The organism is Robertmurraya dakarensis (assembly GCF_900156875.1).
Lineage (GTDB): Bacteria > Bacillota > Bacilli > Bacillales > Cytobacillaceae > Robertmurraya > Robertmurraya dakarensis.
Window position 1 is genome coordinate 10,923 of the sequence record NZ_LT707409.1, and the last position, 15,633, is coordinate 26,555.

Annotated in this window: 14 protein-coding genes; 11 read left to right on the forward strand and 3 right to left on the reverse strand. The window is 41.2% G+C overall.

What is annotated here, in order from left to right; translation table 11 throughout:
• Together CZ487_RS09285 and CZ487_RS09290 are read left to right on the forward strand one after the other, a co-directional pair.
• Positions 1-1,036, forward strand: a 1,036-nt coding sequence (locus CZ487_RS09285) for an IS110 family RNA-guided transposase (protein ID WP_077211923.1), incomplete at its 5' end; no start/stop codon positions are given.
• A gap of 387 nt (positions 1,037-1,423) precedes the next feature.
• Entirely contained in the window at positions 1,424-2,209 is a 786-nt protein-coding gene (locus tag CZ487_RS09290) for an arylamine N-acetyltransferase family protein (RefSeq protein WP_077211924.1), read from the forward strand.
• A gap of 69 nt (positions 2,210-2,278) precedes the next feature.
• Here CZ487_RS09290 and CZ487_RS09295 read toward each other — a convergent pair whose 3' ends face one another.
• Positions 2,279-3,151, reverse strand: coding sequence for a YitT family protein (locus CZ487_RS09295; RefSeq protein WP_077211925.1), 873 nt, complete (start codon positions 3,149-3,151; stop codon positions 2,279-2,281).
• 242 nt (positions 3,152-3,393) lie between these two features.
• On the opposite strand from CZ487_RS09295, the gene CZ487_RS09300 reads away from it, so the two are divergent.
• Complete coding sequence (locus tag CZ487_RS09300) at positions 3,394-4,392, forward strand: LLM class flavin-dependent oxidoreductase (RefSeq protein ID WP_077211926.1); 999 nt, start codon at positions 3,394-3,396, stop codon at positions 4,390-4,392.
• A gap of 81 nt (positions 4,393-4,473) precedes the next feature.
• Positions 4,474-4,779, forward strand: a complete 306-nt coding sequence (locus tag CZ487_RS09305) for a YciI family protein (protein ID WP_077211927.1) — start codon at positions 4,474-4,476, stop codon at positions 4,777-4,779.
• 375 nt (positions 4,780-5,154) lie between these two features.
• Here CZ487_RS09305 and CZ487_RS09315 read toward each other — a convergent pair whose 3' ends face one another.
• Complete coding sequence (locus CZ487_RS09315) at positions 5,155-6,135, reverse strand: 3'-5' exoribonuclease YhaM family protein (RefSeq protein WP_077211929.1); 981 nt, start codon at positions 6,133-6,135, stop codon at positions 5,155-5,157.
• 166 nt (positions 6,136-6,301) lie between these two features.
• The gene (locus tag CZ487_RS09320; protein WP_077211930.1) at positions 6,302-6,802 is read right to left on the reverse strand and encodes a hypothetical protein; all 501 of its coding nucleotides are present in this window, start codon (positions 6,800-6,802) and stop codon (positions 6,302-6,304) included.
• Positions 6,803-7,008: 206 nt separating this feature from the next.
• Here CZ487_RS09320 and CZ487_RS09325 point away from each other — a divergent pair, with 206 nt between their 5' ends.
• From CZ487_RS09325 to CZ487_RS09355, 7 genes are all read left to right on the forward strand, one after another.
• Positions 7,009-8,064, forward strand: coding sequence for a hypothetical protein (locus CZ487_RS09325; RefSeq protein WP_077211931.1), 1,056 nt, complete (start codon positions 7,009-7,011; stop codon positions 8,062-8,064).
• Between the two features lie 241 nt (positions 8,065-8,305).
• The gene (locus tag CZ487_RS09330; RefSeq protein ID WP_077211932.1) at positions 8,306-9,496 is read left to right on the forward strand and encodes a M24 family metallopeptidase; all 1,191 of its coding nucleotides are present in this window, start codon (positions 8,306-8,308) and stop codon (positions 9,494-9,496) included.
• Positions 9,497-9,512: 16 nt separating this feature from the next.
• Positions 9,513-10,496, forward strand: coding sequence for a cyclodeaminase (locus tag CZ487_RS09335; protein ID WP_077211933.1), 984 nt, complete (start codon positions 9,513-9,515; stop codon positions 10,494-10,496).
• Between the two features lie 18 nt (positions 10,497-10,514).
• Entirely contained in the window at positions 10,515-11,717 is a 1,203-nt protein-coding gene (locus tag CZ487_RS09340; protein ID WP_077211934.1) for a cystathionine gamma-synthase family protein, read from the forward strand.
• Positions 11,718-11,823: 106 nt separating this feature from the next.
• Positions 11,824-13,032, forward strand: a complete 1,209-nt coding sequence (locus tag CZ487_RS09345) for a M20 metallopeptidase family protein (RefSeq protein ID WP_077211935.1) — start codon at positions 11,824-11,826, stop codon at positions 13,030-13,032.
• 27 nt (positions 13,033-13,059) lie between these two features.
• A complete protein-coding gene (locus CZ487_RS09350) occupies positions 13,060-14,115 on the forward strand; it encodes a homoserine dehydrogenase (RefSeq protein WP_077211936.1) in 1,056 nt (351 codons plus the stop codon).
• Between the two features lie 22 nt (positions 14,116-14,137).
• Positions 14,138-15,574 (forward strand): aldehyde dehydrogenase family protein, encoded by a 1,437-nt coding sequence (locus CZ487_RS09355; RefSeq protein WP_077211937.1) that lies wholly within the window; start codon positions 14,138-14,140, stop codon positions 15,572-15,574.
• Positions 15,575-15,633: the final 59 nt, after the last annotated feature.

A 15,633-nucleotide genomic window follows, 5' to 3' on the forward strand; every position in this document is an offset into this window, starting at 1 on the left:
TTACTGGCTTAATTTAGCCTATTTCCTGGAGGATCGGGGGATTCCCTTGGCTATGACCAACCCTATGCACGTCAAACGGTCAAAGGAATTGGATGACAATCTACCAACCAAACATGACCGTAAAGATGCTTTAGTAATTGCTCGTCTTATTAAAGACGGACGCTTCAGTTATCCAAGAATCTTGAAAGACGTGGAGGCTGAACTTCGTGTTGGGTCAACGTTTAGAAGTAAGTTGACAGAGGAACTTGGAGCTGTCAAAAACATGATGATTAGGTGGTTAGATCGCTATTTTCCTGAGTTTCCCCAGGTCTTTCCGTCATTCGGAAAGTTGGCAATGGCAGTACTTGAATGTACCCCATTTCCTAGTGATCTTCACCAGAAACAACCCGATGAATTATTATCACTTTACCGCCAGGTTGAGGGGCTCAAATCTCCCCAACGACCGAAAGCAATGCTTCTTATTGAAGTCGCTGCTAATTCGATCGGAGTAACAGAGGGACGTGAGATGGCCCGTATCGAAATCGCCACACTCGTTCGTCGTTACAACCAATTAGAACAAGATATCGAAAGTATTACTCAACACTTAGTTGAGCTCGTTAAAACATCTGTAGAATACGAATGGCTATCAACGGTTCAAGGACTTGGAGATACCACCATTGTCGAACTATTAGCTGAGATCGGAAGCTTCTCACATTACGAAGATCCACGCCAACTAATCAAACTCGCGGGATTAACGTTACGTGAAAATTCGTCCGGTCAGCACAAAGGACAAAAACGCATCTCCAAACGGGGCAGAAGAAAGCTGCGCGCCATCCTTTTCCGAGTGATGATGCCAATGGTTCGCCATAATGAAGCCTTTCAAAAGCTACATGAGTATTACACAAACCGTAAGGTTAATCCATTACGTAAGAAGCAATCTATCGTGGTTCTATGCGGAAAACTATTAAAAGTGTTACATGGAATCAGTACCAAGCACAAGGCATTTGACGCACAGCGAATGATGAAGGATATTCCTAGTCTCGCAGAGGCTATGTAAAGTTCTACATCCCTTTACAGACCTAGACAACAGGATGACACGGAGAAGTTGGCATTATTTTATCCATTCGACTTCGAGTCCCTAAAGGAGCTTCGCTAACCTCTGCCTTATGACTAGACCGAACGAAGGAATGTAGGCACACAGATGCCCAGAGACATGGGAGGGTACGTCATCATAAGCTACGCAGAGATCCATTGTGCATCACATAATTCCTTATAACAACTTTCCATCATTATCCAGTAGTGACCGCGTAGCGACCAATGTAATGGAATTTATTCACATAATACCAAAAGATTGTTAGGAATCGTGTCGAAAAATATTTTTTAAACACCCCATCAACGGGTCAAACCGTTGATAAATCAACATTTATAGAGGGAGGCATGTTAATTGAGTAACATCAATTCGTTATTTCGAGAAAGAGTGGGAATTCCACAAAATGAAATGATCACGTTGGAAAACTTAGATGCTGTTCTCGAAAAGACAGCAAAAGAGATTCCATTTGAAAATCTATGTATTTTGGATGATAGGACAGCAGATATTACGGAAGAGAATTTAGTAAACAAAATTATGAAGCGAAATGAAGGCGGACTTTGCTATGAACTCAATTCGGTTCTCTACTTATTCTTGGTTGAAAATGGTTTCGACACATCCTTAATACGAGGTGTGACATATGACCAAAAAAATCAAAATTGGAATTCTATTGGAAAAACTCATGTGGCGAATGTGGTAAACCATAATGAAAAACTATTTATTGTAGATACAGGTTTTGGAGGGAACCTTCCTTTAAAACCTGTGCCATTAACAGGGGAGGTTGTCACGTCTGCTAATGGGGAATTTCGGGTGGTACATACAGATAGTAAACATGGAGATTACATCTTTTATATGAAGCTGAAACATAAAGATGAGAATTGGAAAAAGGGCTATGCTTTTCATTCTAAAGAAATTGTTGGAGATATTAAGGAGTTAAATGAAGTCCAAAAGATCATTGTGGAACATCCAGAATCTCCTTTTAATAAAAAACCGTTGGTGACGAAATTGACGGATCGTGGAAATATGATACTCACCGAAGATTCTTTCATACAATGGGTGGATGGAAAAATGGAGAGAAAAGCACTTCATGGAGATCAATTTAAAAAATTAGCGGGGAAATATTTTCGTATTCCGTTGGACTGAGGCTATAGGAATTGCTTGGTTATTTCAGAAAATGAACAAAATGCTTGGAGTTTTTTCCAAGCATTTTGTCTAGTGTATATCATGCTTTTTGAAGCTGCCGCCCCTTACTTCTGCCACGTCGTATACAGTAACAAAGGCATTTTCATCGATTTCCCGGATGATTTCTTTTATTTTGCTTTCTTCAAGACGATTGATTACACAGGTAATCTCTTTAAATTGTTCGTTAGAATATCCGCCTTGAACGAGTTTATAGGTTGCTCCGCGGCCCAAACGGTCACGAATGGTTTCTACCATTACTTCTGGCTGATTTGTGATGATTTTAAAGGTTTTCGACCCACTTAAACCTTCTTCTACGATGTGGATGACCTTAGAAGCGATAAAATAGGCAATTGCTGAAAGAATGGCTCCTTGAAGTCCAAAGACGGTTGAAACAACAATAAACACGAACATGTTTAAGAATAGAATAAGATCGCTTGTTCCAAAAGGTAATTTCCGAGATAGGAGTACTGCCAACATATCAATTCCGTCTAATGCACCGCCATTTCTAAGTGCCAGCCCCATTCCGAAACCGATGATAATACCACCTACAACTGTTACTAACAAGGTATCCGCTTTAATTATGGTTGGGATATGGTGCATGATGGTCGTCCCGAAAGATAGGGAAGCAATACCGATGACTGAAAATATGGCAAAGGATCTTCCGATTTGTTTATATCCTAAAAACACGAAAGGGATATTTAGGATAGCGATTAGAATCCCTAAAGGGAGCCCGAATAATTGTGAACCAACGATACTTAATCCTGTCACGCCTCCATCAGATACATTATTTGGGATTAACACTGCTTCAAGTCCATATGCCGTAATAAAACCCCCGATGATAACTAATAGGGCTCGTCCTGCCTGTTTAAGTTTATTGGATTTTTGATGTATTTTGACACTCATAATAATTTCCTCGTTTCAGAATAATTTCTTTATATAGAGTTGTATAAGAAGTCTAGGTAAATTTTAACTGCGCTGGCACTTTATTATATTATGTTCTTTTTCACTAGCCAACCCAAAAGTATCTATTAAATGGAAAAAATGATTATTGTACTATTGATATCCCTCACCCTTTTTTAATAACACTGTTAATATAATGCATTTTAAGCAGTGTGATATACTACATAGAAAAAAGGAGTACAAAAATGATATCACTGAGCATACTGGACTATTCTCCTATTGATGAGGGGGTTTCCGGACATGAAGCACTTTGGCAGACAACGGAGTTGGCACAATTCGCAGAATCCCTAGGATACAAACGGTTTTGGGTATCTGAACATCACTTCGTTGATTCAGTTGCAAATAGTAGTCCGGAGTTGCTCATGATGCATTTAGCAACATCAACAAAAAGAATTAGAATTGGTTCTGGCGGTGTTATGCTGCCGCATTATAGCAGCTATAAAGTTGCTGAAAACTTTCGGATGATGGAGGCGCTCCATCCAGATCGAATTGATATTGGAATTGGCAGGTCTCCAAGTTATCGTATAGTCAATCAAGCTTTAAATGAGGGAATAAGTAAGAAGCAATCTTATGAACAGCAAGTGAGTGATTTACAAAAGTATTTTACTGACGATACTTTGAACCCTCATCGCTTTCAATCATTAATTGCTACCCCAAGAATACCGACTAAACCAGAGATGTGGATGCTCGGTACGGGGGAAAGAGGGGCAGGAGTTGCAGCAGATTTAGGGATAGGCTATGTATTTGCTCATTTCGCCAAGCCAGGAATGGCAGGGGTAGATGTTATAAATAATTATAGAAAAAATTTTGAGCCATCTGCTTTCCTTCGATATCCTAAAGAGATTATTGCTGTATTTGCAATTACTGCGGAAACGGAGGAGGAAGCTGAGGATTTAGCTAAGGCATTTGATTTGTGGCTCTACTTTGTTGAATCCGATAACCAGCCGCCCTATTATCCGTCGGTTTCAACAGCAAAAAGCCGCGGATTCAGTTCAATAGAAATGCAAAAGGTTAGGGAAAACCGTAAGCGGATGATCATTGGAACACCTGATAAAGTAAAAAAGGAAATTGAGCAAATTGCTGAACTTTTTGAAACGGACGAAATCATGATTATACCTAATGTGTCTGGAGTTCAGAATCGTAAGAATGTTATCAGGTTAATTGCGGAAGAATTCGGGTTATAGCAATAATTAGATTTAAGAGAGAGAATGTATACCAGATGGTATACAGAGAGAGCAATTACAAACGGAAGGAGCAATGATTAAATGCAGTACATAGTGACAGCCTATGATGGCACCGATGAAAAAGCTCTTGATAGGAGACTAGCGGCAAGAGAAGAACATTTAGAATCTGTTAAAAAAAGATATAAAGATGGTCAGCATTTATATGGTGCCGCAATTCTTGATGATGATGGAAAAATGATCGGTTCCATGATGGTGGTGGATTATCCATCAAGAGAAGAACTCGATGAATGGTTGAAAGTTGAACCATATATAGTTGGTAATGTATGGAAGGAAATAGAGATTCAGCCTTGCAGTGTGGCGCCAATTTTTATGAAACCTTCTCAATAATGGAGGCCGGTTAACGCAGGAAAGATCGAATAGGAGGGGAGTGTTTTTTTGTACATTGCGATTATATTATTTTCATTCTTTGTGTCTTTGTTTGCTTCGGTAAGAGTAATGGACAAGGGAATTAACAAATGGTTAGCTATGTTGTTTGCTCTTTGTATGAATGCACTTATCCTAATAACAGCCACTTGGATACTTTATATAAACAATGAGGAAGCCAGGTTGTTTGGCTTTGGTCATACAAATCTTTATCTATTGATATTCGCAATTCCTTTTATAACGTGGCTCAACTTTCTATTCCTTGAAGTAATACGAAAAGTTAAAATATCATCTTAAAACAAGGATAGTTAAGAAGTACTTAGCTATCCTTGTTTTATACTAGTTACTAGGCTTATAGATTTTTCCGAGACCCCAGACTTTTTGTACGTCGCCTTCTTTCATGTCTGCTGTTGCTTTTGAGATCATGTTAATCTTTGCATCGATGTTGTCTATCATATGGCAAAGATGGGCTTCAAGTGTAATCGGTTCTGCAGTGCTTCCCCAGCCGTTGCTAAGCGGGCCATGGTGACTGGAGATAATATTCATAAGCTCATAAACAACCGTCACTTCTTCTAAGGAAACGGACCGTTCATTGCGTATTGCTACGAGCTTTCGGTCAATCATTTGGTTGACAATTTGAATATGCCCTAAAAACTGGCCAAAGAGTGTATATTCTGGTGCGGTAAAATCCTTTGTCATTTCTACAATTTTCCCCATATCATGCAAAGTGAGAGCAGCGTACATTTTACTTCGATTAACTGCTTCTCCGTATTGATCACAAATATTTTTTGCGATTCTTAAAAGTGATAAGGTATGATAAGCGAGGCCGCTTTTAAAATTATGATGCATTTTTACCGCTGCTACATGGTTCATAAAATATTTCTTGTTTTCTTCAAATAACTCTGAGGTGATTTGATGCAGGATGGGGATTTGGATCTCATCAATGAATGAACGTATTTCCGCTTCCATGCTTTCAATGGATTCTGGAGCCATTTCAATATATTCACTAAAATCGACCTCTCCACTTTGAGCTAAACGGAAATCGCTGATCGTCATCTGAACTTGTCCATTAAACTCAGATGCATCTCCTGCAAGATATAGCATAGCTCCATTTGTGAAAATGGTTAATAATTCTTCAACACTTCTGCCTCCGAATCCATTATTCCATAGCTTGCAAGAAACCATTTTATGTTTTTTTGCTACCGTAATGTTTAAGTAGGGATCCCCTTTTTTCGTTTTCTCCTGTTTCACTTCTTTGACAAGGCAATAGCCTTCAAAGGAGCTGCCTGGTTCTAGTTCCAATAAACAACTTACCGCCATGGTTTAAACCTCCAAGTGTCCTGAAAGAACGTATGTTCCTTTTATTATATCATGAAAATAAGAAGAAACAACTCGGAAATTTGGAAAAAGCCCGGTAGTGGCTTATTGGAGAAGTCGAGAAAAGGAGCCGTCGAATTGACGGCTTCTGTTAACTTATTGATAATCCCTAAGCTTGCTGCTCGAAGTAACTAGTGAGGAGCTTTATATTTTCTATATTCTTTCCGTAATCAACAACCGTTGTGGGGTAAGCGGGCTTACTTTGTAAGTGAATCTTGCATACTTCATCGCTAATTTCTTGAACACTCAGTATGATTTGTTCGCCTAATGTACGGAAGTTAGCTGCTGTTCTAACGTGAATGATTCCTTCTCTATAGTCAATATTCATGATTTTTGCATTCCTAAGAGCAGAAATGGAGCTTTTACATACTTCAAATGCGTGATTGTAGTTCAAGTGCACTTCTATTTCCTTTTCTCTGTTGACACTGCTGTCCAAACCTTCCCCCGCTGATTTAGTAAAAAGGTAATTAATTGTCACTAATCCTATTGCTATACATGCGCCAAAAAGTAACCCTGCAATGACCCCGAGTGCCAATTGTTTATAAGCAATATATATTGTCCATCCAAAAGGAATCGAAGTAGCAAGAAGGATCGTAAGCATTTTTTTCATAGTTATTACATCATCACCTTATTTTTATCGTTATCTTCAATATATTTAAAAATGCTGTAGTTTAAACATGAAGTTGGTATCTATTTTCAATAATCAGGAGATGAGATAAAGGCAAGATTCTTTAACATTTTTCCTAGAAGACTTCCATCCCTCCATTTTTGGTGTCACACTGAATATACATGATATTGGGAGAGGAGAGTGTAAGCTTGAAAAAGATCATTGCAGGTATTTTGTTTGTGGGAGTATTAGCTGGAGTTTTTTTGTTCTTTGGTATAGGCAGGGATGAACCAAAAGAGGAACAACAAGAAGAAGTGGAAGTAGATCCTGAACAAAGCGAGAAAAAGGATCCTGTCCTTGAAGAGCCCCCTGAATTTAATCAAGAAATAGCTAAGAATGTGATGGAGCAATACAAGCAACTCTTTACAACGATTATGGATTCAGCTGAAGATGATGGTGTAATTACTGGTTTTAATTCGAGAACTGAAGTTCAGGCACATCTTATGAAAGGTATGTCTGAGTCATTAGCTTCTTCGTTAATGGAAAGATATATTGGGGAAAAGGAAGGTAGGCCTTATTTAATTCCGACATCAGCTCCGGTTTGGTTAGAAAACGACTTACCTTTTCAAATTGAAAGAATTAGTGACGAACATTACAAAATTGTTCAAGAAAAAGAAAATGAGCTAATCGGCCATGCGGTTGTGACCTACCATGTTAAACCAAGGGATGCAAAGTGGATCGTTAGTCAAGTTGATACAAAAATGCTTGGTTTATCCATTGAGCAGCTAGCATTAATGATTGTTGATGGTTTGAAAAACCAGGATATGAACAGAATAGCAGACTATGTTTATCCGCAAAAAGGACTTCTTTTTTCACCGTATGTCTATATCGAAGATGAAGCAATTGTTTTTCAAAAAGAAGAAGTGTCCTCATTGTTAGAAAATAACAGCCAATATCTATGGGGCTATTATGATGGCAGCGGGGATCCAATCGAACTAACACCAAAGCAGTATCTGGAAGAAATCTTATATGCTAAACCCTATGAAAATGCAGATGAAATCCTCGTGGATGATATACAACAGCGAGGGAACACCATCAACAATGTAAAAGAAGTGTTTCCGCAATCAAAAGTGGTTGAATATTATCTTTCTGGTTCTGAAAAGTATGGAGGGATGGATTGGGCCAGTTTACTGCTAGTTTTTGAGCAAGATGAGAGCGGGGAATGGCTGTTAGTTGCGATGGTGAATGACAAGTGGACGATTTAATATGATATGGACAATCGCGAAAAAGGGCCTGTTATGTACTGCACCCCAAAAGTTAAAGCATAAAACCTAACTTTTGGGGTGCAGTACCGTGGTCCTTTTTCTTTTTCCTTTATAAAAATTGACTATAAAACTGTTTGAAATTTCTTACATTATGGCGAATAAGGAAAAGCAACTAGTTTTCATATAATGATCGTAAATCAAATCTAAAATTTAAAACGGCAAAATCAGGAGGAATGAACACATGTCGTTTGGCACATTAGAGTATCAAGAAAGGCTCCGCAAGACGTTTCAGAGCATGGCCGCAAAAGGAATTGAGGTGCTGCTGATAACAGATCCGGCCAACATGAATTATTTAACAGGTTATGATGCTTGGTCATTTTATATGCACCAAATGCTGATCATTATCGGAGGGGAGGACCAGCCGATTTGGATTGGGAGAAATCAGGATGCTAATGCTGCAAGGCTTACGACCTGGCTTTATCAAGAGAACATTATTCCCTACCCAGAAGACTATGTAAATTCCGAAAGTAAGCATCCTATGGAGTTTGTGGCGGATATTTTAAGGCAGATTGGTCAGGAACGGCGTTCGATCGGTGTTGAAATGGATAACTATTATTTTACCGCAAAATGTTATGACGTGTTAAAAAAGGGATTGCCAGATGCAAGCTTTCAGGATGCTACTCTTCTCGTCAATTGGATCCGCTTAATTAAATCGGATAAAGAAATAGAGTATATGAGGCGCGCTGGAAAAATTGCTGAAAAGGCAATGATGTCTGGAATTGATTTCATTGATGAAGGGGTACGTGAATGTGATGTCGCTGCGCAGATTTTCCACTCGCAGATCAGGGGAACAAAAGAATATGGCGGGGATTATCCTGCCATTGTGCCGCTGCTTCCTTCAGGAGAGAAGACATCAACACCGCACTTAACATGGAGTGATAATGTTTATAAATACAGTGAAGCCGTGATTATCGAGTTGGCGGGATGTTTTAAACGCTACCATTCTCCGCTAGCACGCACCGTTTACATTGGGAAGCCTGATGATGAATACAAAGCGCTGTCTGAAGTTGTCGTCGAAGGACTTAATGCTTGTCTTGATATGATAAAGCCCGGCATTGTTTGTGAAGAGATAGAAGAGACGTGGAGAAAAATCATTTCAAAAAGCGGCATCACAAAGGATTCGCGTCTTGGTTATTCGATGGGTCTGAACTATCCTCCTGATTGGGGTGAGCATACTGTCAGCATTAGAAAAGGGGACAGAACGATTCTGCAGCCCAATATGACTTTTCATCTTATTCCTGGGGTTTGGCTCGATGAATACGGATTTGAAACAAGTGAAGCTGTGAGAGTAACAGACAGCGGCTGTGAAACATTTGCAAACTTGCCTAGACATTTGTTTATTAAGGATGGTTTATTCGAAAACATCAGTTGAGGTGGTGAGAAATCTATTGATCATTTTTACTGAAAAAGAACTAAGAAGGTTCGTCCCGTTAACTGAGAAAGCCATCTCTGTTGTAGAAGAAGGTTTTACGAAGTTTGCAAGCAATGAAGTGATGATGCCGCCAATCCTCCGTGTTGATATTCCAGAACATAATGGTGAAGTGGATGTGAAAAGTGCATACGTCAAGGGCAAGGATATGTTTGCTATTAAAGTGTCCTCTGGTTTTTTTAACAACCATTTGCTTGGAATGCCCAGCGGGAATGGGCTGATGATGTTGATCAGTGCGAAGACTGGGGTTGTGCAGGCCATTCTTTTAGATAATGGTTATTTAACAGAGGTACGCACAGCGGCGGCGGGGGCGATTGCGGCAAAATACCTTGCTAGGGAAAATATAGAAAATGTCGGTGTGATTGGAGCCGGGAGCCAAGCGCGATATCAGGTGAGAGCCTTGAAGTTCGTCCGTGATTTTTCCAATGTCATTGTATATTCACGTTCGAGGGATCGAGCTGAAAAGTATAGAAGGGAAATGAATGAAGAGCTTAGGATAAACGTAGAAGTGGCAGAGAGTGCTGAAGAAGTTGTAAAGAATTGTGACCTGGTTGTGACGACAACACCTGCAACAGAACCTGTCATAAAACATGAGTGGCTCCATCCGGGTATGCATATTACAGCCATGGGTTCCGATGCTGAACATAAACAAGAATTAGAGGCTGAAGTTCTTGTAAAAGCAAATAAGCTTGTGTGTGATTCAAAGTCACAATGCGCAAGGCTTGGGGAATACCATCATGCACTGGAAAAAGGCATCTTAACAAATAAATCTTCTGTTATTGAATTGGGTCAGTTGACTTCAGCGGGCTTGCTGTACAGGGAGAATGATGATGAAATTACAGTCTGTGATTTGACTGGCACAGGGGTGCAGGATACAGCGATCGCGTTGTTTGCCTATGGCGAAATGATGAAGCATGACACTTGCTTAAAGGTGAACGAATAACGATAGAGGAGTGATCTTGTGGCTAAAGAAAACATCAAAAAGGGAACACAAGCAGTATGGGCAGGAGAAAAGGATTATTTGGTTCACGGTGCGACACAAGTTCCGGTTGTTCTCAGTGTTGCTTATGGTTATAACGATATGGATGAATGGTATGACGTGGCTACTGGAAGGAAAAAAGGTCATATTTATGGACGCAACACCAATCCTACGGTTCAAGCGTTCGAGGAAAAAATGAAAGTGCTGGAAGGAGCAGAAGCAGCTACTAGTTTCTCAACGGGGATGGCGGCAATCAGTAATACATTTTCGACTTTTTTGGTGCCAGGTGATCGAATTGTTTCAATTAAAGATACGTACGGCGGCACGAATAAAATTTTTACAGAATTCTTGCCTCGTCAGGAAATAGAAGTGGTTCTTTGTGATACGGGCGACCATGAACAAATCGAAAAAGAAGTAGCAAAAGGATGTAAAATACTATATTTGGAAACGCCAACGAACCCAACGGTGAAAATAACGGATATTGAACGGATGGCGAAGGCAGGAAAAGAAGCGGGAGCACTTGTGATCGTAGATAATACATTTGCTACACCGCTTAACCAAACACCGCTTTCACTAGGCGTCGACTTGGTGCTCCATAGTGCAACGAAGTTCTTAGGCGGGCACGCTGATGCATTAGGCGGAGTGGTATGCGGACCTGAAGATCTTATTGAAAAAATCTATCATTATCGTGAAATTAATGGGGCAACGATGGATCCAATGGCTGCTTACTTGATATTACGCGGAATGAAAACGCTTCATTTGCGTGTGCGCCAACAATGTGAAAATGCGATGACACTAGCAAACTATCTGCAAAAGGAAGAATTAGTGGAAGGAGTCTACTATCCGGGTCTAAAAACGCATCCGAACCACGAAATTGCTAAAGCACAAATGACGGACTTTGGCGGAATGCTCAGCTTTGCAGTAAAAGGCGGTATGGACACAGTCAAACATCTACTGCCGCAGCTGCAATTTGCTAACCGGGCCGCCAATCTCGGTGCAGTAGAGACGACTGTCGGTCCAGCGCGGACGACAAGCCATATTGAATGTACCCCGGAGGAACGGGCAGCAATGGGAATTCCAGAAGGACTTATTCGTGTGTCATGCGGAATTGAAGATATTGAGGATATTATCGCTGATTTCGAGGGTGCCTTCCGCCATGCCGAAAAGATGTTTACAGATAGATAGAGAATCTATGTATTTGCTAGATTGAAGACCATAGAGGTGATGTTCCACTGGTTCATCACCTTGCTGAGTTTTGCACATGAATGGAAAAGAAAGAAGGGAAGAGTTGATGCCTAACGAACATCCGATCATTGAAAAAGTTCACTCATTATCAGGTCAGATTGTAGATTGGCGCCGGCAGCTGCATCAGTATCCCGAGCTTAGTTTTGAAGAGATTGGAACAGCTAAAATGATAGCAGGAACGTTAAAGCAGATACAAGGAATGAAGGTAGAAGAAGGTCTGGGGGTGAAGACGAGTGTGGTCGGTACATTGACCTCGGGTGACGGGCCCACGATTGCACTGCGTGCTGACATTGATGCCCTTCCAATCAAAGAGGAAAATATTATCGGCTACGCTTCAAAGATTGATGGGGTAATGCATGCCTGCGGTCATGATGCCCACACAGCCATTTTGCTAGGGACTGCCCATATTCTTGCGGATATGTTTAATAAAGGAGAAATCAAGGGCACGGTGAAATTTGTTTTTCAGCCAGCGGAGGAAAGTACGGATGAATATGGTCTTTCTGGATCACCTTATATGGTTCAGGCCGGTGTTTATAATGGTGTCGATGCGGCAGTTGCACTGCATATGTGTCCGTGGCTGCATGTTGGAGAGATGCAGATGAATGACGGGTACAGCATGGCAAATGTAGATGTGTTTCAAGGGCAGATTGCAGGGTCCGGCGGTCATGGAGCTTATCCCGAGCTTGGTACAGACCCGATTTGGATGCTCGGTCCACTCATGCAGGCGCTGCACGGAGTGGTTGCTAGAAAGGTTTCTGCCCTAGATTCAGCGGTAGTCAGCATCGGACAAATTCACGCCGGAACTGCCAGCAATATTATTCCAACAGAAGTTTCGATAGAAGGAACCATTCGCAGCTATACACCTGAGGTGCGTGATTTATTAGCAGATGAACTGCGAAAAGCCTTTTCGATTGTGGAAAATTTAGGAGGAAGTTACTCCTTCAACGTTCAAAGAGGGGAGCCTGCTTTAAAGAACTCTCCGGTTGTGAATGAATGGGTCTTGGCGGCAACTAAGGAACTTTACCCGGAGCTAGCGATCGTCAAAGGTCCGTTTGGAATGGGAGGCGATGACTTTGGCTATGTCACGCAAATTCTACCAGGTTCGATGTTCTTCCTTGGCTGCGGTCGCAAAGGAGATATACAAAGAGATTTGCATACCCCAATATTTGATATTGATGAAAGCTGTTTATCGATAGGGGCAGCAATTTTAGTACAGACAGCCATAAAGTTTTTGAAGGGTGAAGCCTCTTTGTAAGGATGGATTAAGTAGGGAGGTTCGGAAGTGGAACAAAAATTGGCTTTTATTGGCTTTGGAGTGGTTGGGCAAGGATTAGCGGAAATACTGCGGGACAAAAAGGAAGAGCTGCGAAAAAATGAGGGTTTTCAAGCTAGTATCGTCGCGATTTCTGACTTAATGAAAGGTTCCATCTATCATCCAAACGGTCTCGATATCGATACCGTTTTACGAGTTTTAAAGGATACAGGAAATCTTGAAAACTATCCTTATGTGCCAGGACTGAAGACTGGGATGGACAGCTTTAAGACAATACGCGACACGAATGCAGACACGATTGTCGAGGTAAGTTTTACAGATGTTAAAACAGGGCAGCCGGCGATTGATCACTGCAAAACGGCATTTAAATGCGGTAAAAATGTTGTGATGACCAACAAGGGACCTGTAGCACTCGCCTATAGAGAATTAGCAAAAATGGCTGAGGAAAACGGTGTTTTCTGGGGGTTTGAGGGGACGGTCATGAGCGGAACACCTGCATTAAGGCTGCCGTCAGCGGCACTGGCTGGAAATGACATCACAGAAATCCGCGGTATTTTAAATGGAACAACCAATTATATATTAACCAAAATGGAGGAAGAAGGAGTTTCGTACGAGGATGCATTACAGCAGGCACAAAGATTAGGTTATGCGGAAAATGATCCGACAAGCGATGTTGAAGGTTATGATGCAAGATATAAAATTGCAATACTGGCAAACTATGTGATGAAGACCACCTTATCCGTACAAGATGTTTCCTGTAAAGGCATATCAGAGATCACGTTAAAGGATATTGAAGACGCAAAGGCAGAAGGGAAGCGCTGGAAGCTTCTTGCAAAAGCCGGGAAGAAGGATGGAAAAGTGGAGGCATCCATCTCTCCAGTCAAAGTAGATTTAACAGATCCCCTTGCTTCGATCAGCGGTGCCACTAATGCAATTACGTACGAATGCGATCTGTTAGGGACTGTAACTTTAAGCGGACCGGGAGCTGGCAAAGTAGAAACAGGATATGCTCTATTAATTGATTTACTTTCAATACACCGGGAAAAAGGACTTTTTAAAACATAAATGAAGAAAGGTGGGGGTCTATATGCCAATCAGAATTGCCAGTCGGAAGATGTTTTTGGCAGGTAACTGGGTAAACCGGGAACGAAGCATTGAAGTGCGAGATCCGCAGGATAATAGTTTGATAGATACCGTCCCGGCAGCCTCAAAAGAGGATATGCTTCATTGTATTGAAGAGGCAAAAGAGGGCGCAAAACTAGCTGCTTCCATGCCTGTTCATGAACGAATGGCAGTTATTCAAAAGGCAGCAGATTATATTGAAAAAAATAAAGAAACCTATGCGATGACGATTGCCCGGGAAGGAAGTAAAACAATAAGGGAAGCGGCAAAAGAGGTGAACCGCTGTCTGGAGACACTGAGAATCAGTGCGGAAGAAGCAAGGAGGATAGCAGGTGAGACCATTCCTTTTGATCAAAGTCCCGGGAGTGAGAAGCGTGTGGGCTATTATCTGCGTGTACCCATTGGGATTATTGGAGCAATCACTCCTTTTAATGATCCCATCAATCTCGTTGCACATAAGGTTGGACCTGCAATTGCAGCGGGGAATGCGATTATTGTAAAGCCCGCGACTGTTACGCCATTAAGTGCCCTGTTATTAGCGGAAGCATTTGACAAGGCGGGTCTTCCACCGAAGATCCTTTCCGTTATCACAGGTTATGGAAGTGAGATAGGTGATGTTCTAGTTACCCACCCCGCTGTTCGGATGATTTCCTTTACGGGCGGTTTGGAAGCTGGCGAAGAAATCAGCCGCAAAGCTGGCTTGAAAAAATTAAGCATGGAGCTTGGGGCGAATTCTCCTGTTATTGTGCTGGAGGATGCTGATCTAGATGAAGCGGTTCAAGTAACCGTTTCAGGGGCTTTTTGGGCTGCTGGTCAGAACTGTCTTGGTGTACAAAGGATTTATATTCAAGAGAGCATCAGGGAAAAGTTCCAACGTAAGTTCGTCGAGCGTACTCGTCAATATAGTATTGGTGACAAACAATCATTAGTAACCGATATGGGTCCTTTAATTACGGAAAAAGAAGCCATTCGCGTACAGCAGATCGTTAATGAAGCAATCGAAAAAGGTTCTAAACTTTTAACGGGTGGAGAACGAAGGGGCGCTTTTTACCTGCCTACCGTCTTAACGGATGTTCCGGATGACTGCATCATTGCAAAAGAAGAAATTTTTGGCCCTGTCGTCCTTTTATATGGAGTGAAAAATCTCGCCGAAGGGATCGAGAAAGCAAATGATAATGATTATGGACTTCAAGCTGGAATTTTTACAAATGATATTAAAAAAGCCCACGAAGCAATTGCAAAGGTAGAAGCCGGTGGAATTATGATTAATGATAGCAGCGATTATCGTATCGATGCGATGCCATTCGGAGGTGTGAAAAACTCTGGTCTGGGCAGAGAAGGAATTAAATTTGCTATTCAAGAAATGACGGAACTTAAAGTGGTTTGTTATAAGTTATCTTAATGTCTCTATTTTTCATATAAAAAGCCAATTGTGCAGACCACAGTCATTTATTGTTGTCT